At 62.6% G+C, this 23,115-nt stretch carries 21 protein-coding genes; 9 read left to right on the top strand and 12 right to left on the bottom strand.

The genetic code is table 11. The features are described from left to right. Positions 1 to 38: 38 nt before the first annotated feature. The 5 genes from AC3A4M_RS05080 to AC3A4M_RS05060 all read right to left on the bottom strand — a co-directional run bounded on the left by AC3A4M_RS05080 (position 39) and on the right by AC3A4M_RS05060 (position 3,560). On the bottom strand, positions 39 to 335 hold the full coding sequence (locus tag AC3A4M_RS05080) for a hypothetical protein (protein WP_498734341.1): 297 nt from the start codon (positions 333 to 335) through the stop codon (positions 39 to 41). A 213-nt stretch (positions 336 to 548) separates the two neighbouring features. After that, entirely contained in the window at positions 549 to 1,676 is a 1,128-nt protein-coding gene (locus AC3A4M_RS05075; RefSeq protein WP_498734340.1) for an AI-2E family transporter, read from the bottom strand. Between the two features lie 8 nt (positions 1,677 to 1,684). Further along, positions 1,685 to 2,101, bottom strand: a complete 417-nt coding sequence (locus tag AC3A4M_RS05070) for a GNAT family N-acetyltransferase (RefSeq protein WP_498734339.1) — start codon at positions 2,099 to 2,101, stop codon at positions 1,685 to 1,687. A gap of 102 nt (positions 2,102 to 2,203) precedes the next feature. Beyond that, positions 2,204 to 3,043, bottom strand: a complete 840-nt coding sequence (locus AC3A4M_RS05065; protein ID WP_498734338.1) for an SDR family oxidoreductase — start codon at positions 3,041 to 3,043, stop codon at positions 2,204 to 2,206. Between the two features lie 340 nt (positions 3,044 to 3,383). Beyond that, positions 3,384 to 3,560, bottom strand: coding sequence for a CsbD family protein (locus tag AC3A4M_RS05060; RefSeq protein WP_498729043.1), 177 nt, complete (start codon positions 3,558 to 3,560; stop codon positions 3,384 to 3,386). A 526-nt stretch (positions 3,561 to 4,086) separates the two neighbouring features. Between AC3A4M_RS05060 and AC3A4M_RS05055 the strand changes: the two genes are divergently transcribed. Together AC3A4M_RS05055 and AC3A4M_RS05050 are read left to right on the top strand one after the other, a co-directional pair. Further along, entirely contained in the window at positions 4,087 to 7,119 is a 3,033-nt protein-coding gene (locus AC3A4M_RS05055; RefSeq protein WP_498734336.1) for a hypothetical protein, read from the top strand. A 139-nt stretch (positions 7,120 to 7,258) separates the two neighbouring features. Then, positions 7,259 to 7,471 carry a hypothetical protein gene (locus tag AC3A4M_RS05050; RefSeq protein ID WP_498734334.1) on the top strand — a complete coding sequence of 71 codons (213 nt, stop codon included), beginning with the start codon at positions 7,259 to 7,261 and terminating at the stop codon, positions 7,469 to 7,471. Between the two features lie 43 nt (positions 7,472 to 7,514). Here the strand turns inward: AC3A4M_RS05050 and AC3A4M_RS05045 are convergent, their stop codons facing one another. Next, complete coding sequence (locus AC3A4M_RS05045) at positions 7,515 to 8,087, bottom strand: hypothetical protein (protein WP_498734333.1); 573 nt, start codon at positions 8,085 to 8,087, stop codon at positions 7,515 to 7,517. Next, the gene (locus tag AC3A4M_RS05040) at positions 8,084 to 9,265 is read right to left on the bottom strand and encodes a glutamate--cysteine ligase (RefSeq protein ID WP_498734331.1); all 1,182 of its coding nucleotides are present in this window, start codon (positions 9,263 to 9,265) and stop codon (positions 8,084 to 8,086) included. Before AC3A4M_RS05040 ends, AC3A4M_RS05045 begins: the two co-directional genes overlap by 4 nt. Before the next feature lie 188 nt (positions 9,266 to 9,453). On the opposite strand from AC3A4M_RS05040, the gene AC3A4M_RS05035 reads away from it, so the two are divergent. The 3 genes from AC3A4M_RS05035 (at position 9,454) to AC3A4M_RS05025 (ending at position 12,195) form a co-directional block, all read left to right on the top strand. Next, on the top strand, positions 9,454 to 9,930 hold the full coding sequence (locus tag AC3A4M_RS05035) for a hypothetical protein (RefSeq protein WP_498734330.1): 477 nt from the start codon (positions 9,454 to 9,456) through the stop codon (positions 9,928 to 9,930). Between the two features lie 32 nt (positions 9,931 to 9,962). Next, positions 9,963 to 10,565, top strand: a complete 603-nt coding sequence (locus AC3A4M_RS05030) for an arsenate reductase/protein-tyrosine-phosphatase family protein (protein WP_498734329.1) — start codon at positions 9,963 to 9,965, stop codon at positions 10,563 to 10,565. 181 nt (positions 10,566 to 10,746) lie between these two features. Then, positions 10,747 to 12,195, top strand: a complete 1,449-nt coding sequence (locus AC3A4M_RS05025) for a sugar transferase (RefSeq protein WP_498734328.1) — start codon at positions 10,747 to 10,749, stop codon at positions 12,193 to 12,195. A gap of 313 nt (positions 12,196 to 12,508) precedes the next feature. Here AC3A4M_RS05025 and AC3A4M_RS05020 read toward each other — a convergent pair whose 3' ends face one another. After that, positions 12,509 to 14,104: a tyrosine-protein kinase domain-containing protein gene (locus AC3A4M_RS05020; RefSeq protein WP_498734326.1), complete on the bottom strand. Its 1,596-nt coding sequence runs from the start codon at positions 14,102 to 14,104 to the stop codon at positions 12,509 to 12,511. Positions 14,105 to 14,426: 322 nt separating this feature from the next. Here AC3A4M_RS05020 and AC3A4M_RS05015 point away from each other — a divergent pair, with 322 nt between their 5' ends. The 4 genes from AC3A4M_RS05015 to sufU all read left to right on the top strand — a co-directional run bounded on the left by AC3A4M_RS05015 (position 14,427) and on the right by sufU (position 17,707). Beyond that, a complete protein-coding gene (locus AC3A4M_RS05015; protein ID WP_498734324.1) occupies positions 14,427 to 15,029 on the top strand; it encodes a 50S ribosomal protein L25/general stress protein Ctc in 603 nt (200 codons plus the stop codon). Positions 15,030 to 15,038: 9 nt separating this feature from the next. Next, positions 15,039 to 15,626, top strand: a complete 588-nt coding sequence (gene pth, locus AC3A4M_RS05010; protein WP_498734322.1) for an aminoacyl-tRNA hydrolase — start codon at positions 15,039 to 15,041, stop codon at positions 15,624 to 15,626. A gap of 302 nt (positions 15,627 to 15,928) precedes the next feature. Continuing rightward, entirely contained in the window at positions 15,929 to 17,245 is a 1,317-nt protein-coding gene (locus AC3A4M_RS05005; protein WP_498734321.1) for a cysteine desulfurase, read from the top strand. Then, on the top strand, positions 17,246 to 17,707 hold the full coding sequence (gene sufU, locus AC3A4M_RS05000) for a Fe-S cluster assembly sulfur transfer protein SufU (RefSeq protein ID WP_498734319.1): 462 nt from the start codon (positions 17,246 to 17,248) through the stop codon (positions 17,705 to 17,707). A 62-nt stretch (positions 17,708 to 17,769) separates the two neighbouring features. Here the strand turns inward: sufU and AC3A4M_RS04995 are convergent, their stop codons facing one another. The 4 genes from AC3A4M_RS04995 to AC3A4M_RS04980 all read right to left on the bottom strand — a co-directional run bounded on the left by AC3A4M_RS04995 (position 17,770) and on the right by AC3A4M_RS04980 (position 23,069). Next, positions 17,770 to 18,417 carry an LPXTG cell wall anchor domain-containing protein gene (locus AC3A4M_RS04995; protein WP_498734318.1) on the bottom strand — a complete coding sequence of 216 codons (648 nt, stop codon included), beginning with the start codon at positions 18,415 to 18,417 and terminating at the stop codon, positions 17,770 to 17,772. Between the two features lie 138 nt (positions 18,418 to 18,555). Next, a complete protein-coding gene (locus AC3A4M_RS04990; protein WP_498734316.1) occupies positions 18,556 to 20,391 on the bottom strand; it encodes a DUF4012 domain-containing protein in 1,836 nt (611 codons plus the stop codon). Positions 20,392 to 20,522: 131 nt separating this feature from the next. Beyond that, a complete protein-coding gene (locus AC3A4M_RS04985; RefSeq protein WP_498734314.1) occupies positions 20,523 to 21,653 on the bottom strand; it encodes a mannose-1-phosphate guanylyltransferase in 1,131 nt (376 codons plus the stop codon). Positions 21,654 to 21,659: 6 nt separating this feature from the next. Then, positions 21,660 to 23,069, bottom strand: a complete 1,410-nt coding sequence (locus AC3A4M_RS04980; RefSeq protein WP_498734312.1) for a phosphomannomutase/phosphoglucomutase — start codon at positions 23,067 to 23,069, stop codon at positions 21,660 to 21,662. Positions 23,070 to 23,115: the final 46 nt, after the last annotated feature.

Below are 23,115 nucleotides of genomic sequence, written 5' to 3'. Positions count from 1 at the left end.
GGATATGAGTGGCGGGTTCAGCGCTCGCGGTTCGCGGTTCAGAGATCGGAGTCGAGGGTGAAGCCGCAGCTGCAGCGGTAGGTGCGCACTGTCGTTGCCTCGGGCTCAGGCAGGACCGTTTCTGCGGTCAGAATCATGAGCGGTGCGGTGATGGGGAGATCTGCGGCGTTGACCAACTGCATGGGTTCCCCGCAGTGGACATGCTCGGCGATGGTACGTGCGAGTGCCTCGTCTTCCTGGCAGGCCGCGGAGGCTTCAGGGGCGGCGGGAGCGGAGTTCCCTGTGCAGCCGCGCCACCGCAGGCCTTCTGACGAGAATGCTTCTACAGCGGTCATACTGATTCTTCCCGGGGCGTAGGCAGGACAGGTCCTCGACGCATTCGGTGGCTCCTTTGTCCGGCCGGCTTCGTTGCCGGCGACAACCTCAATCCTACGGCTCGTGGGTTCCGGGTGACAGGGGCCCCTGGGGTCCGCAACCGTTCCGTAATCTGCCAGATCCATATAACAACAAAATCACAACGCCGTACCGTCAGGCGTCCCGCAGCGGGATCACGTGGGCTCGGATCCCGCGGGCGGAAGATCCGGATTCAGGTCTTCAACGCGGGGGTCCTCCGCGGTCCAAACCTGGAGTATGGCCCAGACGACGGCGGCCAGCGGCACCGAGAGCACCGCACCGATAATCCCGGCGAGGATAGTACCGGCGGTGAGCGCGAACAGGATGACGAGCGCGTGCAGCTTCAGGGCATTGCCCATCACTATCGGCTGCAGCAGATCGCCCTCCAGTTGGTTTACCGCAATCACAATGATGACAACAATCAGCGCCACTACGGGCCCGTTGGCCACGAGCGCCACCAGCGCGGCGAGGATCCCGGCCACGGTGGCACCCACAAGCGGGATGAAGGCGCCGAGGAAGACAATCATCGCCAGCGGGATGGCCAGCGGAACCTGCAGGATCAGCAGGGCCAAGCCGATTGCCGTCGCGTCCACCAGTGCAATGATGGCCGTGCCGCGCACGTAGCCGCCCAGGACTTCAAGCGTGCGGGAGCCGGCCCGGCGCAATTTGGCCGCACGCCGTCCACCGAACGGGCGCAGGAAAAAATTCCAGATCTTCTGGCCATCCTTGAGGAAGAAGAACAGCACGACCACCATCAGCGTGGTGCCGGCGATGAATTCGGTGACCGCCGAGAGGCCCGTAAGGGCGCCGGAGCGGACCTGCTGGCTCGTGGCAAAATCGACCAGCGCCTCGCGTGCCTCGTTGATCTGGGCCTGGTCGATCGGCAGCGGGCCGGTCAGCAGGAACGATTGCAGCTCGTCGAGACCGGATGCGGCGGCGGTGACGAGTTCGTCCCATTCGCTCCGGACCGCCACCACAATCACGGTGGTGGTCGCGGCCAGCAGTACCAGCAGGCTGAGGAAGGCGATTACTGTCGCCAGTGCTCCCGGCACTCCCTTCCGGCGCATCAGGTTCACAAACGGGCCGATGGCCGCGGCGAGGATCAGCGCGATCATCACGGGGATGACCAGCAACCGGATCTGCAGCAGGCCGTAGATGGAGACCGCCACAAGGGCCAGAATCAGCAGGACCTGGGCCGCGCGGCTTCCCGCACGGCCCAATCCGTCCTGCCAAGCCCGCGCACCCGGCGAAGTTTGATCCTGCCTGCTGATGCTGCTGCTCATGCAGTTCCTCAGGCGGCAGCCGGCTGGTGTTCCCGGACCGCCCGGCGGCGCGCGTTCCGCTGTTCCTGCACGCGCGCCAACTGCTGCTGGCGTTCGGCTTCCTGCTTGTCGGCGATGAGGGACGAGTGCAGGCGCAGCCGTTCGTCGTGGGGGACCAGCATCAGGTAGTTGGGCAGCGTGGCGATCATGTGCCGTACCTTGGGGCAGAACGGCCGCACCGCCAGACGCCTGCGCTGCGCGTCGGACAGCGACGTGGTGATCAGGCTGGAGGCCAGGTTTTTGCCCAGTCGTCCGCCGGGAACATCGGTAAAGAGGAGCCAGATTTCACCGTCGTGGATACGGTAATGCAGCGAGGCCACCACAGCTCCGTCAATGTAGGCATCGAACTGTGAGGCGCCGAAATTGTCCCGTACTACAGGCTTCATGGGGGTTCGCCTTTCTCGTAAGCATGCTTTCTTTTCCGTACTCAGAAGCAAAGCATGCTTACTTTCTTGTTGCAAGACAGACCTGTCTGTTTTTTCGGTTTGCTACAGAATTGGTCGCCCGCCGGTGACCGCAATGCGGGCGCCGGAGATGTAGCTGCCGTCGTCGGACGCCAGCAGTACGTACGTCGGCGCCAGCTCCGCCGGCTGGCCCGGCCGGCCCAGCGGCGTGTTGCTCCCAAAAGATTCCACCTTCTCCGGCGGCATGGTGGACGGGATCAGGGGTGTCCAGATCGGACCGGGAGCGACGCTGTTGACCCGGATGCCCTTCTCGCCGAGCAGCTGTGCCAGGCTGGCGGAGAAGTTGGCGATTGCCGCCTTGGTTGCGGCATAGGGTGCCAGCGTGGGGTTGGGCATGTCCGAGTTGACCGAAGAGCTGCCGATGATTGAAGACCCCGGCGCCATGTGGGGGAGTGCCGCCTTGACCAGGTAGAACATCGCGTTGATGTTTACCTTGAAGGTGTGCTCCCACTCCTCGTCGCTGATTTCCTCGATCGTCTCGTGGGTCATCTGGTAGGCGGCGTTGTTGACCAGGATGTCGATCTTGCCGAATTCCTGCACGGCCGTATCGATGATCTTCCGGCAGTGTTCGGCCGTATCCAGGTCGCCGCGCACGAGGACTGCTTTCCGCCCGGCTTCCTCCACCAGTCGGGCAGTGTCGCGGGCGTCCTCGTCCTCGCTGAGGTAGGAGATCAGTACGTCGGCGCCTTCGCGGGCGAACGCGATGGCCACTGCCCGGCCGATCCCGCTGTCGCCTCCGGTGATGACCGCGGCCTTGCCTTTGAGCTTGTCCATGCCGCGGTAGCTCTGTTCCCCACAATCGGGCACCGGTGTCATCTCGGACTGGGTGCCGGGTACTTCCTGCTGCTGCTTGGGCTGGTTCATGGCGTCCTCCTGCTGGACTGCTTGATCGGGATGCTGTCCGACAATAGTAAGCAGACTTATAAGACGTACGACGGCGGACGTCGCCTTTGGTGTTCGGCCAGCCATTGCGCCCGGCTTGAGCCAATCTTGAGCACGGTCCCAGCCTTGAGCAAACTCTGAGCCGAAGCTTCGTGAAGCCCGGCCCGTTCCTTGAGGTCCGGCGGTCAAAGTAGTCAATATCGGCCGGCGCGCAGAACCAAAGCTGATCCGCCCTTCTTGGGGGAGGGCGGAGCAGCTACCAAATGAAAAAGCGAAGAGGGTGCGGCCACGTGTGGCCGCACCCTCTTGTGTAGTGATTCAGTCAGTCTTTCTTGAACGCGTCCTTGACCTTCTCGCCGGCGTCTTTGAGGTCTGCCTTGGACTGGTCCTTCTTGCCCTCGGACTGCAGGCTCTGGTCGTCGGTGGCGTCTCCGGCTGCTTCCTTGGCCTTGCCGCCTGCACGCTCTGCGGCGTTTCCGATCTTGTCATCCAAACCCATGGTGTTTCTCCTACGGTCGATGGTTGCTGCCGGTGTATCACCCGGCAGGCCGGACATTCCTAACCCTACTTACTATCGCGGTCATTCGCCACCGCGCCGGAACTTTGAGCGACTCCTGAGCATCTATGAGGCCAGCGCGTAAAACGCATCGTATAACCTGTTTTTCCGCGTGCTTACGCGGCACAGTCGGGTAACGACTATGGTTTTTACAAGCGGCGATTGGTAGCTTGGACGTATTGGAAAGGGTCCTGCTGGGGAGCAGGACACTCGCACGCGGTGCTCGGGGCGGCACCAGTTGGCGTGATGCGGGAACGCGCACCGTACCGCATCACCATCCGCTGCGGCCCTTCGTGGGGGAGGACCGAGGCACCGTACCCTGCGGTTTCGCGGGGCATATGAGGTAGAGGTTTGACGTCGGAACCGGAAGGCAGCGAAGCCGCCCGGTGTGACTGCGTACAACCGCTTGGGGGAACAGATGAGGTATTTCCCTCTCCGGGAAACCGGAGGTGAGAGGTCCAGTTCCGCTGTGCCCCGGCACCGCCGGCGCGCAGCAGCCAGAAGCCGCGGAAGTGTCCGCGCGAAATCCGGCCGGCATGCCGCGCTGACGATAATGCGCACCGCGCTGGCCACGGCAGTAATGTTCGCCATGCTCGTGCTCGGCTGGCCCGCCGCCGCGATGGCAACGCCCTCTCCCAGCCCCTCCGCCACCGCAACCCCCTCCGCCACGGCCACGGCACCAGCCGATGACCACGGAGCCGCCAGGACGGTCAAGGAACCCACGGATGATTCCACCACCCGCGAGCTGAGCACCCAGGCACCTGAGCTCTCCGGCATCTCGCCGTCGCCCGCGCCGCAGACCTCGCCCACCGCTCCGGACACAACACCCCCAGCGGAAACAATCACGGTGACGCCCAACCCGGACCCGGCTCCGGCCGGCACCACGCCCCCTTCCACGAATCCGACAACGCCACCGCCAACTACGCCGACGCCGGAAGAGGTCGTCCCGACCACGCCTCCGCCCACCACAACGCCGCCGGTCGTCAGTCCGCCGCCCACCTCGGTGGAACCGCCTGCAACGGTTGACCCGCCGGCCACCGGAGGAACCACCGCGCCCCCGCCCGCCACGGACGGCGGCAACGTCGACATTCCCGTCCCGCCGCCCGTCGACGAGATCGACCCGGGCACGCCCACGGAAACCGAGGCCCCGCCTACGGACACCGGCGAAGGCAGCCCGGACACCCCGGACAACACCAACGGCGAAGCCGCCCCGGAAACCCCCGGCACCCCGGACGCCGCAGGAGAGCCCGTCGCGGTCGCCCCGCACATCACCGTCGTCGAAGGCAAGCCCACGCCCAAAGAGGACGCCAACGGCAACAGCATCGAAAAGCCCGAGCCCCGCGACGATGACGATGACAATGACGGCATCAAGAACGCGGACGTCCTGGTCAACGTGAACTGGCAGGTCAACGGCCGCTCCGCCAGCCACGAGGAGGTCTCCAGCCTCGGCGTCAGCGCCCACCTGATGCTGGCCCCGGGCTCAACCAACGGCGCACAGTTCGGCGTCCCCGCCATCGGCTTCGAGGACGGCGGCAGCGTCACCATCAAGGAGGGCTTCTCCTCCGGCCAGCAGTGCCGGCTGCTCTCCCGCTCCCTGGCAGGCAAGGCCCTCCCGGACAGCGGTGCCACCGTTGCACTAAAAGCAGGGGTCAACTCCTTCACCATCACCAATACCCTGGACTGCAGCAACCAGGAGGGTGACCTGCAGCTGCTGAAGACCGCGGGCACCCCGGTTCCGGGCGAGGCCGGCACCTGGAGCATCGGCTACGACATCACCGTCACCAACACCTCCCGCAGCTCGGACAACACCTACAGCCTCTCGGACACGCTCGGCTTCGGCCCCGGCGTCACCATCAAGTCCGCCACCTGGACCCGCACCGGCGGGGATCCGGCGTCGGGCTCCTGGGCCAGCCCCGATGCCAACCGCACCACCGTGCTCGCCCCGGCTGGCACCGTGATCGGCCACAGCCCGGACGGCAACACCGTTCACACCTACAGCGTGCGCGCCGTGGTCGGCGTGCCCGCCGGTACCCGCGCCGCCCACCTGGACTGCCGGATCGACAGCGGCAGTGGCACCGGGCTGACCAGCTCCGTGCAGCTGAACGGGCTCAGCGCCAAAGCCTGCCAGCCGCTGCCCGTGACCCTCAAGGCCACCAACAGCTGGAACATCAACGGCACCGTGTACGCCGGCGGCAGCCAGCCCGACGGCTTCGCGGCCGAGCTGGTCCTGCCGGACGGCGGGGGAGAGCCGGCCCCGGGCAAGTGGGGCACCGTGTATGCGTACGACGCCGGCACCCGCCTTGCGCTCGGCGCCAACCTCACACTGCCGGCCGGCTGCGCCGTGGCGGACTCGGACGGCCTCGGCAGGATCGCCAAGCTGATGATCGCCAACGAGGTCGCCGTCACCAACACCATCGACTGCCAGCAGCAGCTCACCCTGATCAAGGCCGTCGGTCCGCAGCCGCCGGCCGGCATCAGCCCGGATGACTGGAAGCTCTCCGCCACCCCGGCCGGAGGCGAAGCAGCCGCCGTCGCCGGCGCTACCGGAATCGCCGGCAGCGTAGCCGCCGGCACCGCCTACGACCTCTCCGAAACGGCCGGCTTCATCGGCGGCACGGAGTTCCTTGCCAGCGACTGGTCCTGCGAACTGGACAGCGGCAGCGGCACCCTGCACCAGGAAGGCACCATCGTGGTCCCGTCCTACGGGCAGAGCATCGTCTGCTCCATCGTCAGCAGCTGGGAAGCACCGGCCCTGAACGTCACCAAGTCCGTCCGCGAACCGGTTGAGGTCTCCGGTGCCGGGGAAGACGTTTGGGACGTGGTGTACGAGGTGTCCGTGGAGAACCCCTCCGTGGTTGCCGGCGCCACCTACAACCTGACCGACACCCTCGACTTCGGTGGCGGCGTGGACATATTGAACGCGCGCTGGATGCTCTTGGGAACGTCCGACGGCGGTGAATGGCCTGATCCCGAAGCTGATCCTGCCGCTGTGCTCGCCACCGACCGCAGCCTGGAACTGCTGGATAGCCACCTCTACTTGGTCAACGTCCGCATCAAGCTTGATCCGAGTGTCCCGGCCGAGCAGTTGGACTGTGTAGCCGACGCCGCATCGGGCACGGGGCTGCGGAACACCGTGCAGCTTGGCGAAGAGGGCAGCGGCAGCATCTGCATCCCGGCGCCCGTCGGGGAACCCGCCATCGCGGCAGCGCCGAAGGAAGACCAACCCGGAGTCAACGCCCGGGACGTCGAGCGCGCAGAGACCGGACTCCTGCCCGTTCCTCCGCTCGGCGGCCCCAACGAGGACCAGGAGCCGGCCAGCCCCGAAGACTCAGAGACCGGGACGCAGCCCGGGGCAGCAGACGTCGTGCTTCGTCCCCAGCTGCTGCAGCTGGATCCCGCGTTCGCCATGTCCGAAGCGGGAACTCTCTCCGCCATCGCCGCGGCGATGCTCCTGATGGGCGCGTACGGCGCAGTGCTCTTCGCCCCCCGCAAACGGACCTGAACTCGGCCGTGAGCATGTAGTTTCCCTGTTGCTCACCTTCCGGCAACCTTGCTGCTAGGCAGCAGGACGAGCAGTGGCGTAGGGTGGATTCACCCTCGCACGCGGCATTCCGGGGACGCATCGAGCATAAGGAGCACGAATGTTAGATAAGCCCTACCTTTCGCCGAAGGAAGCCTTCCCCTCGCACTTGGAAACTCTTTCCCGCAAGGAGTTGGATCTGCTGGCGCAGCAGTTGCAGGAGGAAGTCTTCCGGGAATGCAACGCAGGGGACGGCGAAGCCAACCCGGAAACCTTGCTGCGGCAGTCCCTGGTGGAACTCGAAGTAGCCGCCCGGGACAGCAACGGCGAATAGCCTCCCGTCCCGAGGCAGAATGCCAGCAGCTGACGCCGGATAACTACGGTTTCCGTGCCTGGTCAAACAGCCTCAGTACGGTTTCCGTCCCCATGCCCAGCGTCACGTGGGAGACCAGACCTCTCACATGTGCCTGCCACGGATACCGGCGCGGTCCCGAAGCCAGACCCAGCAACGGGGCGCTCGCTTCATCCAGCACAGCAAAGAGCCCGAGACCATACAGCGCACCGCTGCCGGCGCGGACCACGGGCAGGCGTCGCCGGACGACGCCATGAACTGCGCCGGGCAGAATTCCTAGGGCGTAGTGCACGCCGATCCCGATCGGGCTCGGCTGCTCCACCTTGCGGGCCATGCCCGTCAACCGGGCCGCCTTCTGGGCCAGCACGTGCGCAACGTCCTTGCCGTCCACCCGGGCACGCAACTCCCGGGCCAGGGCCCGCGGCTCCTCCCGCTCGTACAGGTACCAGCCGACCTTATCCATCGCCCAGACTCCGGCCGCTCCCGCCAGCCCTCCCAGTACCAGGTCGACGGCGACGTGCCTCCGTTTCGCGGGCACGGCCGCAGCCAGATTCTCTTCCACTGCTGGGGTTTGTTCCTTGTGGTGATGCCTGGTCATGATGTTCCCTTTCGGCCGGTTCCGCTATGGATAACGTCAGAATCCTGGTGATGAGTCAGGCGAACGGCTTCGGCAACCACGCCCTCCAGCGAGCCCGTCCGTTCCAGCGCATCGCGCTGCTGCCGTGCTCCGGTTCCCCTCTGAAGCAGCTGCCCATACAGCCGCTGCACCTGCGCGTCATCCCCGGAGTCGGTGAGAGCTTCGCTGACGTGTTCGAAAAGTAAGTCAACGACGTCGGTCGCCTTGCAGGGCGTGCCCGTCACGGGATGCAGCAGATCGCCTTCGGTTCCCCATCTGCTCGCCTGCCACGCCGCCAGCCGCAGGACGGCAACGGGCACAGGTTCCGGAGCCTTGCCCGCGCGCCAGTCCCGTGCCGCTGTCTCCACCAGAGCCCGGGCGAGGGCGGCGATCAACACGGTGTCGTCCGCGTCCAGGCAAACGTCGCTGACACGGATTTCCACCGTTGGATAGTTGTTGGACAGCCGGGCGTCAAAGTACAGCATCGCCTTGTCGAGTACGACGCCGGTCGCGAGGATCTGCTCGATCGCGCGGTGATAGGCAACCGCCGACCCGAAGATCTCCAGCGGCCCTGTTGATGGCCAACGCGACCATGCCTGGCCGCGGAAGCTGGCGTAGCAGGTATCTGTGCCTTGCGAGAACGGCGAATTGCTGGCTAGAGCTGCCAGGATGGGCAGCCAGATCCGGATGCGGTCCAGGACGGCCACGCCTTCTTCATCCGAGTCCACACTGACATGGATGTGGAATCCCGACGTCAGCTGCTCCCGCGCCGTCAGCCCATAACGCGCGATCATTATCCCTACCCGCTCATCGGGCGCGGCGTGCGGGACCGTGGGTAGGGGAGCCGTGGCTAAAGCAGCCGTCCGCGCACCGACCCCTCTGGCGCACGAGTCGGCCAAAGCCCTGCCTGACCTGATGTCGGCCGCCAGACCTGCTAAGGAACTGTGCGGTCGGCTGATGACTTCTATTTGTTCCTCCTGGAATTCCGTTGCCAGCCGTAGGCCGGTGAATTCCGGAGAAGGAGGATCAGGTGGATGGTTCTGTGCTGTCTGCGGCAGCTGCTGGCGGTAGAGGTTCGTCAACGAGCTCGCGCAAGGGACCACGCGCCAGCTGGTGGGATCCACCAACAGCAGTTCTTCTTCGACTCCGAAGGTGCGCATGCAACCGGCCGTTCTCTTGCCTGGTGACTCGGGACTGCGAATTCCACACTAGGAGCCTTAGAACGGAGCCACAAGGCGATCCTGCTGATTGGCCTGGCTGCCCTTTGCAGCAAGCCCCAAGGTTTCGCCAACCCCGCATTGCTAGAAATGAAGCGTCTCGTCACCATCCAGAAAGGTCCGGTGCGCACATGGTTACTGTTCCCATCACCAAGTCTGTCCGCCGGCACCTGAGCGCCGGCGCAGTTTTGAGGATGTCCGACGCCATAACCATCTCTGTCTCGGTTGCTGCGGGCCTGTTCCTGGTGCCCGTGTCCGGCGTCGGACCGGACGGAGGCTCAGGTTGGGCTGCCTTCGTTCTCGGCTTTGCATGGTTTTGCGGTCTGGTCCTGACCTACCGGAGCGACATCCTGTTTCCGCGCCGGGCAATGGCGGAGTGCTGGAGTGCAGTCAAGGCTACTTTCTGGGCCTACGCCTTCTTCGCCGCCTGGGTACTGCTGGTCGAAATCGACGTCGCCCCGGGACTCTTCCTGATCACTCTGCCGATCGGCGGCGCGCTCCTAGTGGTCGCCCGGTACAGCCTTCTGCGCGAAAAGTTGCGGGATTTGGACTGGGTTGATCGTGCTCTCGCTCAAGCCAACGTGAAGGGGCCCAACGACTCGGAATGATCGAAGGCGTCGACAGACGTTAGAGTTCTGGAATGATCCGCATTCTGACCATTTGCACCGGGAACGTCTGCCGCTCTCCAATGGCGGAGCGGTTGCTGCAGCAAAAACTGGACCAAGTCCGCCCCGGCGTCTTCGATGTCCGCAGCGCCGGCATCCAGGCCCTCGTCAATTCGCCTATGGACACCCGCGCAGCCGGCCTGCTCCATGTCCTCGGCGGATCTTCGGAAGGTTTTGCTGCCAGGCAACTCCATGAATCCCATCTGGCAGACGTCGACCTCGTGCTGGCGATGAGCATCGAGCACCGGGACCGGATCCTCAACCTGATGCCGCGCCTGCTCAAGCGGACCTTCACGGTACGTGAACTCGCCCGCATGATCGACGCCCTCGAAGCGGACCCGGATACGGAGATCCCTCGAGGCACGTCCGACGAAGAAGTCGAATACCGGTGGAAGAGGCTTCCCCACCTAGCCGCCCTCAAGCGCTACCAGGCCCGCGCCGCAGACCAAAACGAAGACGAAATCGTGGATCCATACCGCCGTGATGACGGCGTCTACCAGCAAATGGTGAGGGACCTCGTGCCTGCTCTGGACAAATTGGTCGCGTTTGAAGCGAGGATTACTCCCGACCTTAGATAAACCCTTTGATCGCCCGTATACTTCATACGGGAATGGCCTGTCGGGGAAAGGCGGGCATCGTAGGGGGAGCTTTAACTTAATGGGTATAACCGTCGAGGAACCGAGTCACGACATCAGGGAACACATTCGCACCGTGGAACCAGAACAGAAAACGGTCGGTCCACTGCCGGCCCCATCGCCAATGTCTGCAGGTTCTGTTGGGCAGGACCGAAGTTGGGGCAGATCCCTCAAGAACAGACTGGTTCTGACTGATACGGTCGTCGTAGCGGCTTCCCTGTTCCTCGCCCAGCTTCTGCGCTTCGGTGTTACAGAGCAGGAACTCAAGGTGGTCGGGGCCGCCCAGACGTACTCGATGGTTTCGGTAATTCTCGGGCTCATGTGGCTCGTCGCCCTCATGATTACCCAAAGCCGCGCCCTACCGGTCCTCGGAGTGGGGAATGACGAGTACCGACGCGTTATCAACGCAACCATCGGAACGTTCGGCGCCTTCGCCATCGCCGCCATGCTGTTGAAATACGACGTCGCACGAGGCTATCTTGCCATCGCCTTGCCTGTAGGTCTCGGTCTGCTCCTCCTATCCCGGCATGTCTGGCGCCTGTGGCTGGGTCGGCAGCGATCCAACGGGAACTATACGGACCGCGCCATCATCGTCGGCTCGATCTCGGACGTTACTTTCGTGGGCGACAAGATCTTCAAGTCCCCGCAGACGGGCTACCGGCTGCTCGGTGCAGCCATTCGCGGAACTGAGGAATCCGAGGTCACGCTTGCTACCGGACACAGGCTTCCGGTCATCAGTTCTCCTGAATGCGTCGTTCAGGCGGTTAAGGACCATAATTTCGATACCGTTATCGTCGCCGGCACAGCACAGAACGGCCAGCGCTATCTCAAAGAACTCAGCTGGGAGCTCGAGGGAACCAACACCTCGCTAGTTGTCGCCAGCAAACTGGTCGACGTTGCCGGTCCGCGAATCCACTGGCGGCCGGTCGAAGGCCTGCCGTTGATGAACGTTGAGATGCCGCAATATGACGGCGCCAAGTTCACCTGGAAGCGTTCCCTCGATGTCGTTGCTTCGGCCTTCGGACTTATCGTTCTTTCACCCGTCATGCTCGCCATCGCCATCTCGATCAAGCTCGACAACCCGGGCCCGGTGTTTTTCCGGCAGGAACGCGTAGGCATCCAGGGCAGCCGGTTCCACATGATGAAGTTCCGGTCCATGGTCGTCGACGCCGAGGCGCGGCTGAAAGAACTGGCGGAGCAGAACGAGGGCAACGGCACCCTGTTCAAGATGAAGCGTGACCCGCGGGTAACCCGCGTCGGTGCTTTCATCCGCAAGTACTCTCTCGACGAAGTACCCCAGCTCTGGAACGTATTGATCGGGGACATGAGCCTGGTGGGCCCCCGCCCGCCGCTGGAGCGCGAGGTCGCCGTCTACGAGCAGCACACGCACCGCCGCCTGCTGGTGCGCCCCGGCATTACCGGTCTGTGGCAGGTCAGCGGCCGCTCGGATCTATCCTGGGAAGAGAGCGTACGCCTCGACCTTTACTACGTGGAGAACTGGTCGCTGGCCGGGGATCTGACCATCATCATGCGCACCATCAAAGCTGTCGTCGCCAAAGACGGAGCTTACTAAGAACGACGGCGGCGTCCAGACTTAGCTGAGCGTCACCTTTCACTACGGTCACCGGAATACGTATTTGCTCCGAATCCTCTGGAACAGAGGAATTGGAGCCGTTTCTTGTGCAGCATGCGAGACGGGATTTCTAGCCTCTCACAAGAGCGTTAGCGGCTGGGGAGACAGGTTGCTCCGAATATGCCGCCTTACGTACAGATGAAACTACTGTGTGAACAAACAGTGTGATTGAACTCCTCCTGGAAACACTGCGACCCCGGCATCCGAGGACACCGGGGTCGAGTTATTGGTTACGTTTTCGTACAGGGACAAGCTAGCGTCGTGCCGGAGGCATGCGCCGGTCCTGGACCGGTTCCCCGCTCAGCAATGCCCTAAACTCCTCTTCGGACTCCGAACCGAAGTCCTGGGCGGGAGTAGGAACAGGCGCGGTGGCGCGGCGCGGCTGCTTCTGCTTACGGCGACCGCCCTTCGGTGCGGGCTCCTCTTCGTCCTGCTGGTAGTACTGACCGTAGTAGCCGTACTGGGCCGCGTCGGCACCCTGGGTGGGAACACGGTTGAGGATGGCGCCAAGAACATGGGCATCAACGCGGGCAAGGTTTCCCAGTGCCTTATCGAAGGCGTCCACCGTGGTCTTGCCGGCGTTGAGGACCACCATCGCACCGTCTGCAACCTTTGACAGGATCGCGGCGTCAGTGACGGGGAGCAGCGGTGGAGCGTCAATCAGTACGGTTGCATGTTCGGCGAGCTGCCTTAGCATGTCCGCCATCGAATGCGATCCAAGCAGTTCGCTAGGATTCGGCGGAATACGGCCAGCACCGAGGACGGCCAGGTTTGGAACCTGGCCCCAAACCTGCAGCACATCTTCGAGGTCTGCCTGACCGCTGAGAACGTCTGTCACTCCGGCGCCAGGAACGAGGTCGAACATGCTGGTTACAACAGGCCTCCGGAGGTCGCCGTCTACTACAACTACGCGCTTACCGGCGGCTGCGATCGTAACCGCGAGGTTGGCTGTGACTGTGGACTTGCCTTCGCCCGGGACCGAACTGGTGACAACAATGATCCGGGGCGGGTTGTCGACATCTACGAAACTCAGGTTGGTACGAAGTTCACGCAGGGCCTCTGACATGGCGTGGCTTGCTCGGTCACTCTGGAACTCAACGATTCCGGTCTCGACAACCTTACGGCGGTCCAGCATCCGCTTGTCTACAGGAATGGTTCCGATGACGGGGACGCCGAACTGCTTCTCAATCATTTCCGCCGAACGGATTCGCCGATCCAAGTGGTTGCGAATCAGTGCATAGGCAAGGCCGAGCATCAGACCAATAACAGCCCCGATGGCCAGAGTTAGCTTCATATTGGGCGAGACCGGGGAGGTTGGCAAAGCCGCATCTGCCAGCGCGACAATCTGCACAGCAGCTTGTTCTGCACCGGTGCCGGAAGTCTCGATTTCTTCGACCTGGTTCATCAATGCCGTGACCCAAGCGTCGGCCAGATTGCGCGCGTCAGCAGGGTCTTCGGAAGACGCCGTAATGCGGAGCTCCGCGGTGTCCAAAGGAGTTTCGACCTCGATACGCTCGATGAGTTGCGCCGGTGTCGTGTCGAGGCCTAATTCGTCGATGACGGCCTGGGCGACAGGACGCGTAGTGGCAACACTGGCGTAACTGGTCGCCTTTGACTTAGCGAGGTTATCACCGGCCAAAGTCTGATTGATGTCTTCGCCCGCGCCGGCCGTCACCAGACCCATGGACTGAGCCTCGTAAACAGGTTTCTGCAGGAACGTCCAGCCGAAGGCCAGCAGGGTTACCAAAAGCGTGATGGCGACGATGCCTCGCCAGTATGTGTGTAGGACCCTAAGATAGTCCCGGAGTTCAAGCCCTTGCGGCTGCTCTTCGGTTTGGTTCAATTCCACGAGACTCTTGCAGTCCTTCCAATGGCGGTCATCTGGCCCCAAGTCAGCCTAAAGTCTAACGCAGGTTACATGAACGGAAGGTAACGAGGCCTGGCTTTGCCATGTTCAAGTTAAAGATTTCACTCCAGTGCTGCCGAGCACCGATTCGGTTGCCTATCGTCGCGCTGGTAGACTGCTAAACGATGCCTAGGCGAGGGAACGCCACATTTCTTGTGGAGTGTCCGTTATCGACGGTGGCTAGATGCGATCTTTCTAGACATTTTCCTGTAGCTCCGGCCATTGAACCGTTGAGAATCCTATTACTTCCTCAGAGGAGACAGATATGTCTGATCAGAAACTGGCTGCCGAAGTCCGCAGCGAATTCGGCAAGGGCGCTGCCCGCCGTGCCCGCCGTAACGAGCAGATCCCCGCAGTAATCTACGGCCACGGTGCCGAACCGATGCACATCCTGCTGCCGGCCAAGGCCACCACCCTGGCGCTGCGTACCTCAAACGCGCTGCTGACCTTGGACGTGGATGGTGAACAGCACCTTGCGCTCGCCAAGGACATCCAGCGCGACCCGCTCCTGCAGATCATCGAGCACGTTGACCTGCTCACCGTCCGCAAGGGCGAGAAGGTTCACGTCGACGTCAATATCCATGTTGAAGGCGAAGTTGCTCCGGGCGCAGCCCTCGACCTGGAAGAATTTACCGTTGCTGTTGAGGCAGATGCCACGGCTCTGCCGGAGACTCTGACCATTAACGTTGAGGGACGTCAGGTCGGCGAGCACATCTACGCCCGTGACATCGAGCTCCCCAGCGGCACGACGCTGCTGATCGAGGGCGACACCCTGATCGCCGCTGTCTCCGCTCCGACTGTTGCAGCAGAGGCCGAAGAGGCCGCGGGCGAGACTGCTGCAGCTCCGGCTGAAGCATCCGCTGAGTAATTCTTTTCAGTGAACAGCAACACCTGGCTTGTAGTCGGGCTCGGGAACCCGGGGCCCGGCTACAGCCATAACCGGCACAACGTCGGACAGATGGTGTTGGACGAACTCGCCTCCAGAATTGGCGGGTCATTCAAGTCCCACAAAGCCCACGCCCATGTGCTCGAAGGCCGTCTCCGCATAGGTGGACCCAAGGTCATCCTAGCCAAACCGCTCACCTTCATGAATCTCTCCGGCGGCCCGGTGTCAGCATTATCGAAGTTTTTCGACATCGCGCCTGATCATGTCGTAGCTGTACATGACGAGATCGATATCCCCTTCAATACCGTCAAGCTCAAGATCGGCGGCGGAGAAGGCGGCCACAACGGACTGCGCGACCTGTCTAAGGCCCTCGGCACCAAGGACTACTGCCGCGTCCGCATAGGTGTGGGACGCCCGCCGGGCAGGATGGATACGGCGGACTATGTCCTGAGGGATTTTGGTACCGCCGAGAAGAAGGAACTGCCGTTCCTGATTGATGACGCGGCTGATGCCGTCGAGTTGATGGTCGAAGAGGGGCTGCTAGCAGCCCAACAGAAGTTTCATTCGAAGATCAGCTAGACGAAACTGAGTTGAACGTCTAGTATCGATTGTCGGGAGGGCGAAAGTCATCCTGCCGAGCGCTTTTGTCGCTCACAGCCTTTATGGCTCCGAAAGCGGGGGCCGACGATGGGCGGCCTCTGAGACTGGGCCACCCCCATCCCATCGTCGGTCCCTTTTTCATGCCCGGATGTGAATCGTGCGGAAGCAAATTAGGCGCCACTCACATGACCTCTGCGGGCCGAGCATGGGAAGATTAGGACAGAGTTGTCTTGCGTATTGCGGATAGCTAATTCTGCCCAGTCAAACAAGGAGCACCCGCAGTGCCTGTGGTTTCCACTCCAACAACGCTGAAGCACTCCGTCGGCGCCATCGACAATACGGAAGTCCTGCGCATCCGTAACGATTTCCCCATCCTGAATCGGGAAATTAACGGGCGTCCGCTGGTCTACCTCGACTCCGGCGCCACTTCGCAGAACCCGCTGAGCGTCATTGAAGCTGAGCAGGAGTACTACGAGCAGCGTAACGCTGCTGTTCACCGAGGGGCACACAGCCTTGCGGTCGAAGCCACCGACGTTTACGAGGCGGCGCGTGAAACTGTCGCCAGCTTCATTGGCGCCCGCATCAACGAACTGGTCTGGACTTCCAATGCGACCGAGGCCATCAACCTCATCACTTATGCGTTCTCCAACGCCACCGCGGGCCGTGGGGGAGAGGAAGCCGAGCCCTTCGTGCTGAAGCAGGGGGACGAAATCGTGGTGACCGAGATGGAACACCACGCTAATCTGATCCCCTGGCAGGAGCTGGCGTTCCGCACTGGGGCGACTCTGCGGTATCTGCCGGTCGACGACGATGGCGCCCTGCAGCTCGAGCACGCGAATACGATCATCTCGCCACAGACGAAGATCCTGGCGTTCACCCACGCCTCTAATGTTCTGGGCACGATCAATCCGGTCGAAACGTTGGTAGCAATGGCCCGAGAAGTAGGAGCCTTCGTGGTGCTGGACGCCTGCCAGTCCGTGCCGCATCTACCTGTGGATATAAAGGCCCTAGACGTGGATTTCGCAGTTTTCTCCGGCCACAAGATGCTCGCGCCAACCGGAATCGGCGCGCTCTACGGCAAGGCGGAACTGCTCAACGCGATGCCGCCGTTCCTGACCGGTGGCTCCATGATCACTACGGTCACCATGGAGCACGCAGCCTACCTTCCCTCACCTACACGTTTCGAAGCCGGAACACAGCGCATCTCGCAGGCCGTGGCGCTGGCGGCCGCTGTCAACTATCTGCAGGAAACGGGCATGGATCGTATCCACGCGTGGGAAGTTGAGCTCGGACAGCGTCTTGTCGCTGGCCTGGAGGAGATCGACGGCATCCGAGTCCTCGGCCCGGGAGCAGGCTCCGAAAGGATCGGCTTGGCAGCTTTCGATGTCGACGGCGTCCACGCCCACGACGTCGGCCAGTTCCTAGACGATAAGGGCATCGCCGTGCGTGTAGGACACCACTGTGCCCAGCCGCTGCACCGCCGGCTTGGGTTGGTGGCGACCACCCGGGCCAGCACCTATCTGTACAACACAACGGACGACGTCGATGCCTTCCTGGAAGCTGTCGCCGGAGTCCGCCCGTTCTTTGGAGTGAAGTAAGTGAGTTCCGAGCTACAGCAGCTGTACCAGCAGATCATCCTGGAGCATGCAAAGCTCCGAAATGGTGCTGGACTGGCCGAGACACCTGAGGGCGACAATATGGGGGAGTCCCACATGCTCAACCCCACCTGTGGTGATGAGATCATCCTCCGTGCTTCCGTGCATGCGGATGGTGATAAACGCACGCTTTCAAGCATTAGCTGGGACGGGCAAGGTTGTTCCATCTCCATGGCGTCCGCATCAGTCCTCTCCGACATGGCGCTCTCTATGGAAAGAGATGAGCTCATGAAGCTCGTAGACCAGTTCCGTGAGGTCATGCGCTCCCGTGGCAGCATTGAGGCCGATGAGGAGATTCTTGGGGATGCTGCTGCTTTCTCTGGTGTCTCGAAGTACCCGGCACGAGTCAAGTGCGCCATGCTCGCATGGGTAGCCCTGGAAGAAGCGCTTCTGGCAGCGAACTGAGCTGTAATAAAAGAAGGTCCGGAACCGACTGGTTCCGGACCTTCTTGCTAAGTCAGGTTTGACTAGGCATTCTTGCGACGCGACACTACCACTGCGGTCGCTCCTGCGCCGAGTGCCAGCACGCCGGCGCCACCCCAGAGGAGTGCTCCAGATTCGAGGCCGGTATCAGCCAAGCGGTCACCGTTTGCTACAGCGTCTTCATTGGCGGCGGAATCGTCTCCAACAACTGCACCGTTACCATCGTTGGTTACATCGTCGCCGGGAGCTGCTGCACCATCTACGGCCACAACCTCAACGGTTGCGGACTGGATGACGCCCGACTCCTGGCCCTCAGCGCTTAGGGAGTATGTGCCCGGTTCGGTGAGTGCAACTTCAGTTGCGAATGCGCCGTTTTCGTCGGCCACTACAGTGTCGCCGTCAACGACGTTTGCCGGGAGGATGACGCCCGTTACACCAGCGCCGAGTCCGCCACCGAGACCCAGGCCACCAACCCCAGACGCGGTGGGCTCAGTAGTAAGGGTGATGGTGATGATGATGGTTTCGCCGGGAATGAATCCTTCGCCACTGAAGACGAAAGCTTCACCCGGTGCAACAGTGTTGTCGGAAACTTCAGCCACCGGCGGGGCCGGGTACGGCAAGGCTTGTGCAGCGCCGGCGCCTAGGAAGGTCAGCGATCCGGCGATGGCCAAGGCAGTCAAGGTCTTTTTCATATGTGATCCCCCGTGGGTCAGATGTATAGGTGCAGGTGTGAAGACAGACTTACTTTATTCGTGTATGACGCTACATCGATGAAACGATTGAAGCAACTTGGGTAAGTGAAATTTCTAACGTTTAACCCCGAGTTAACATTAGGACGTGCAATTCGGACCAGATTTCAGTGGAGTTACTACTTCTGAACGAGCTTGGACAGTTGGAGTAACGCGCAATTGAGGCTCGTCCGTTTCGTACAAAGTAGAAAATTCAAACTCAACTGTGGTCGATTCTCCAGGCTTGAGTGAGACCGTCAGCCCGCCCACGGGACTGGTCCCGTGACGGTAGGAGCCAAACGACGATGTTTCGCCGTCGACATCTGCTGACGCAAGTAGCCATTCCGACGGGCCATAAGCATAAATATTCGTCCTGATCGTCCCTGGGCTCACGCCAAAGTTGCCACCTCCTGTGACATATTCAGGCAGAGTCTCCGCCGCATCTGAAGGTGCATTGTTAGTCAGCGTCGCCTGAACTGCATAACGGTAGTATCCGTCCGGATGGCATCGCTCAATCAGCTGTATTTCGCGTTCCACGTAGTAATCCATCTTGGCGCCGGTGCCGTCGTTGAAATACACGCCAATTGTCGGCTCCCCGGTCAAGATGGAGCCACCGAGCGTCGAGGCACTAATGACCGTCTGCTCATCTTCGAACTCGGACCATACGAACAATCGCTGATCCTCGGCGCTATCCTGTACGGCCTTTAGCATCTGCACAGAATCCGTACTCCCGTCGGTCAAGGCAGCGAAAATGTCGCTGGCAACGGCAGCAAAATAAGCATCTTGAACTTGAGGTTCTTCGATTTCCCGGTAAACGTCGGAGAGCAAGGTCTGGACCACGTTCTCGCTGTCGAGCGTCGTCGGGAGGTGACCCGTACCTACCGGTAGAGAGTCGAGCGAGCTGAGTTCCACCGGTCCCGTGGCCACCAGAAGTTGCGACAAGACAACGGCGTCAAGTGCAATGACACCGTCGATCTTCGCCTCCGGATTCTCCTTCTCCCACATTGCTTGCGCAGTAGAGGCCGCAGTCGGGAAGTCGGGAGTGAGGTTGACGTTTTGCATATATCCACCGAGACGGGTGGTGTAAATCTGTTCCTGTTCTTCATCCACTTCCAGCGGTGGCTTGAACCTGCCCAGAGCCGACGCGCTGCCATGGTCTGTGAACTCGATTTGGCCGTCGCTTGTCTTGAGCACAACCAGGGCTCCCGGGATACCACCCGTAGCACGGATCTCCGCGTTGTTCTGAACCAGAACCAGATAGTTCCGGTCACCGTCTCCTCCGAGCATTGCCGGAAGGATTTCCGCCGTCGAGGCCGCGCCATGGAGAGTTTCTTGGACGCCCTCCAGCGCTGACGTGGCCTGGTCAAGCGGCTCCGACAGTTGCGGGAGGAGCTGTCCCTCATCGATCTGGTTGAGGCTTTCATATGCGGCCGAGACGGTAGCGGAAGCTCGTGTTAACTTTGGTGCAAGTTCTCGAAGCGGCTGTAACTCGATTTTTCCGCCTTTGGGGACGAAGGCGTCGAGCCCGCCAGATCCGATGGAATCCATAAGGGGAGCGGCGGAACTAACCACGACGTCGGCCGCAACTGTGATGTCGGTAACTGCGGAGAAATTTTGACCAAACCATGGCAACATACCGGCTGCGCGCCAAAGCGGGTCAGTTCCGGCGCTACGTGCTTCAGCTGTATGGGCTTCCATCTGTTCCAGACTGACAGCGGCGGTATCGATGTCACCCTCCGCAATTGCCGCTTGAATGGTAGGCAGGAGTCCCGTGGTGGCTTCCAGATTGTCTTTGACCTGAACTGCCCGGAATGCCAACCAACCTACTGCCAGGAGTAGTAGAAGGAATAGCGCCGTGAGCGGAAGAACTACGCGCAACAGCCGTCTTCGCGAACGTTTGCGTCCATGCCCTGACCGTCGCCTTTTCTGTATTGCCACAGAGGTTCCTTGACGTGCTTCCGTGGCGGCATCTGCGGCGCTTGGCATAAACGTCCTTTGTGAAAGCGTGAGTGAGACCTCGACAATGGTATCCAACTGGGATGACCGCCCCCAATCGGAAAGACGAGCGATTAGAGGACGTCGGTGTCGCCGCTGGCGCGGAGGGATTCGACGGCCTTCTTGACCTGTTGGGCGTGTTTCTTGGTGGTGATCAGCAGCGCGTCCGGGGTGTCCACCACAACGACGTCGTCAATGCCGATCAGCGCGATCACGCGTTTGGTATCGGAGACCACCATCCCGGTCGAGTTCTCCGCATACACCCGCGCGCCCTCGCCGAGCACGGTCAGGTTGTTCGTCTCCGACGCGGCGTTCAGCCGGCCGATCGCGGCGAAGTCCCCCACATCGTCCCAGGAGAAGTCGCCCGGAATCATCGCCACGTCCCCGGCCGCGGCCGCCGGTTCCGCCACCGCGTAATCGATCGCGGTCTTCGGCAGCCCGGGCCAGACCCGGCGGACCACGTCGCGGCGCTTGGGGGTGTCCCAGGCCGCGGCGATCTCCATCAGTCCGGCGTAGAGCAGCGGCTCGTTCGTCTCCAGGTGCTTGAGCAGCAGCTGAACCGGGGCCACGAACATGCCCGCGTTCCACGAATACCCGCCCTCGGCCAGGTATGCCTGCGCGGTCTCGGCGTCGGGCTTCTCCACGAACTCCGTCACCCCGAGCGCGTTCGGCGCCGCGCCGATGCCCAGGTTCCCGTTGGTGCGGATGTACCCGAACCCGGTCGAGGGGTGCGTGGGGGTGATCCCGATCGTGACGATGTAGCCCCCGGCCGCGGTATGGATCGCCTCGCGCACCGCGTCCTGGAACTTCTCCACCGGGTTGATCACCTGGTCCGCGGCGAAGGACCCCATGATGATCCGCGGATCCCGGTGGTACAGGATCGCCGCGGCCAAACCGATCGCCGCCGCCGAGTCCTTCGGCTCGGACTCGAGCACCAGGTTGTTCTTCGTCAGCTCCGGCAGCTGCGCCAGCACCGCCTTGCGGTGCGCGGTCCCGGTGACCACCATGGTCCGGTCCCCACACAACGGCTCCAGACGCGAATACGTCGCCCGGATCAGCGTGCTCCCGGACCCCGTCAGGTCATGCAGGAACTTCGGCGCCGCCGCCCGCGAAAGCGGCCACAACCGGGTCCCCACCCCGCCGGCCGGAATAACACCGTAAAACAGGTCAAGTGCACTCGACTTATCGGCACCCAGTGTCGTCATCTTTGGTTATTCCCTTACCAGTCCCAGGACGGTGTCCCGGACCTTGTCCAGTGTTGCGGTGTCGATGGCTTCTGCGTTCAGGCGCAGGAAGGGTTCGGTGTTGGACGGGCGGAGGTTGAACCACCAGGAGCCGTCGCGGGCGGTGAAGGTCACGCCGTCGAGTTCGTCGATGTCCACGTCGTCGCCGGCGAACCGGGCGCGGACGCGGGCGACGGCGGCGTCCTTGTCCTCGATCTTCGAGTTTATTTCGCCGGAGGAGACGTAGGGCTCGTACTCGTGCGCCAGGGCGGAGAGCGGCTGGTTCTGTTCGCCGAGGGCGGCCAGGACGTGCATCGCGGCGAGCATGCCGGTGTCGGCGTTGAAGAAGTCGCGGAAGTAGTAGTGCGCGGAGTGTTCCCCGCCGAACACGGCGCCTTCGGCGGCCATCACGGCCTTGATGAAGGAATGTCCCACCCGGGTGCACACGGCGCGGCCGCCGTCGGTAGCAACGAGTTCGGGCACGGCGCGGGAGGTGATCAGGTTGTGGATGATGACCGGGGTGTGCTCGCCGGCGGCCTTGGCGCGGGCGATTTCGCGGCGGGCCACCAGTGCGGTGACGGCGGAGGGGGAGACCGGGTTGCCGGTTTCGTCGATCACGAAGCAGCGGTCCGCGTCGCCGTCGAACGCCAGGCCGATGTCCGCGCCGTGGGCGACGACGGCGGCCTGCAGGTCGCGCAGGTTTTCCGGTTCCAGCGGGTTGGCCGGATGGTTCGGGAACGTGCCGTCGAGCTCGAAGTACAGTTCGGTGATTTCCAGCGGCAGGGCCGGCAGCACGCCGTCGCCCAGGACCGCGGGGGTGGTCAAGCCGGCCATGCCGTTGCCGGCGTCGACCACGACCTTCAGGGGCCGGGAGCCGGAGAGGTCGACCAGGGAGCGCAGGTAGCCGGCGTAGTCGGCCAGCACGTCCTGTTCGCTGAGGGTGCCGGGGTCGGAGGCGAGGATCCCGTCCGTGAGGTAGCGGGCGGCGGTGTCGCGGATGTCGAACAAGCCGGTGTCGGAGGAGACCGGGACGGCGCCGGGCAGGGCCATTTTCATGCCGTTGTATTCGGCCGGGTTGTGCGAGGCGGTGAAGACGACGCCGGCCGCGGACAGGGTGCCGCAGGCGAAGTAGAGTTCGTCCGTGGAGATCAGGCCCAGCATCTTCGGGTTCGCGCCGCGGGCCGCGGCGCCGCGGGCGAAGGCCCGGGCGAATTCGGGGGAGGACGGGCGCATGTCCCCGCCGACCAGGACGGTCTGGCCGGCCAGTCCGAGGACGTCCACAAACGCGGCGCCGGTGGCCTCCACCGTGGCCGCGGTAATCGTTTCGCCGACGATGCCGCGCACGTCGTACGCCTTGAAGGACTCCTGGAAAGAAACACTAAGATCGAGACTCGTCAATATTACGTTGACCCTTCGTAACGACAAGAACAAACGTAGGGGGTCG

The sequence above is a fragment of the Arthrobacter sp. Soil_C_60 genome (genome assembly GCF_057656375.1).
The sequence above is the reverse complement of the archived record's forward strand: the minus strand, read 5'-3'. Positions and strand labels throughout refer to the sequence as shown.

What these genes read in the sequence shown, in the direction of transcription:
- AC3A4M_RS04985 (WP_498734314.1), bottom strand. Translation starts at nt 21,653, where the DNA reads ATGACGACACTGGGTGCCGATAAGTCGAGTGCACTTGACCTGTTTTAC.
- AC3A4M_RS05060 (WP_498729043.1), bottom strand. Translation starts at nt 3,560, where the DNA reads ATGGGTTTGGATGACAAGATCGGAAACGCCGCAGAGCGTGCAGGCGGC.
- AC3A4M_RS05035 (WP_498734330.1), top strand. Translation starts at nt 9,454, where the DNA reads ATGGTTACTGTTCCCATCACCAAGTCTGTCCGCCGGCACCTGAGCGCC.
- AC3A4M_RS05030 (WP_498734329.1), top strand. Translation starts at nt 9,963, where the DNA reads ATGATCCGCATTCTGACCATTTGCACCGGGAACGTCTGCCGCTCTCCA.
- AC3A4M_RS04995 (WP_498734318.1), bottom strand. Translation starts at nt 18,417, where the DNA reads ATGAAAAAGACCTTGACTGCCTTGGCCATCGCCGGATCGCTGACCTTC.
- AC3A4M_RS05025 (WP_498734328.1), top strand. Translation starts at nt 10,747, where the DNA reads ATGTCTGCAGGTTCTGTTGGGCAGGACCGAAGTTGGGGCAGATCCCTC.
- AC3A4M_RS05080 (WP_498734341.1), bottom strand. Translation starts at nt 335, where the DNA reads ATGACCGCTGTAGAAGCATTCTCGTCAGAAGGCCTGCGGTGGCGCGGC.
- AC3A4M_RS05075 (WP_498734340.1), bottom strand. Translation starts at nt 1,676, where the DNA reads ATGAGCAGCAGCATCAGCAGGCAGGATCAAACTTCGCCGGGTGCGCGG.
- AC3A4M_RS05065 (WP_498734338.1), bottom strand. Translation starts at nt 3,043, where the DNA reads ATGAACCAGCCCAAGCAGCAGCAGGAAGTACCCGGCACCCAGTCCGAG.
- AC3A4M_RS05015 (WP_498734324.1), top strand. Translation starts at nt 14,427, where the DNA reads ATGTCTGATCAGAAACTGGCTGCCGAAGTCCGCAGCGAATTCGGCAAG.
- AC3A4M_RS05050 (WP_498734334.1), top strand. Translation starts at nt 7,259, where the DNA reads ATGTTAGATAAGCCCTACCTTTCGCCGAAGGAAGCCTTCCCCTCGCAC.
- AC3A4M_RS05045 (WP_498734333.1), bottom strand. Translation starts at nt 8,087, where the DNA reads ATGACCAGGCATCACCACAAGGAACAAACCCCAGCAGTGGAAGAGAAT.
- AC3A4M_RS05070 (WP_498734339.1), bottom strand. Translation starts at nt 2,101, where the DNA reads ATGAAGCCTGTAGTACGGGACAATTTCGGCGCCTCACAGTTCGATGCC.
- AC3A4M_RS05040 (WP_498734331.1), bottom strand. Translation starts at nt 9,265, where the DNA reads ATGCGCACCTTCGGAGTCGAAGAAGAACTGCTGTTGGTGGATCCCACC.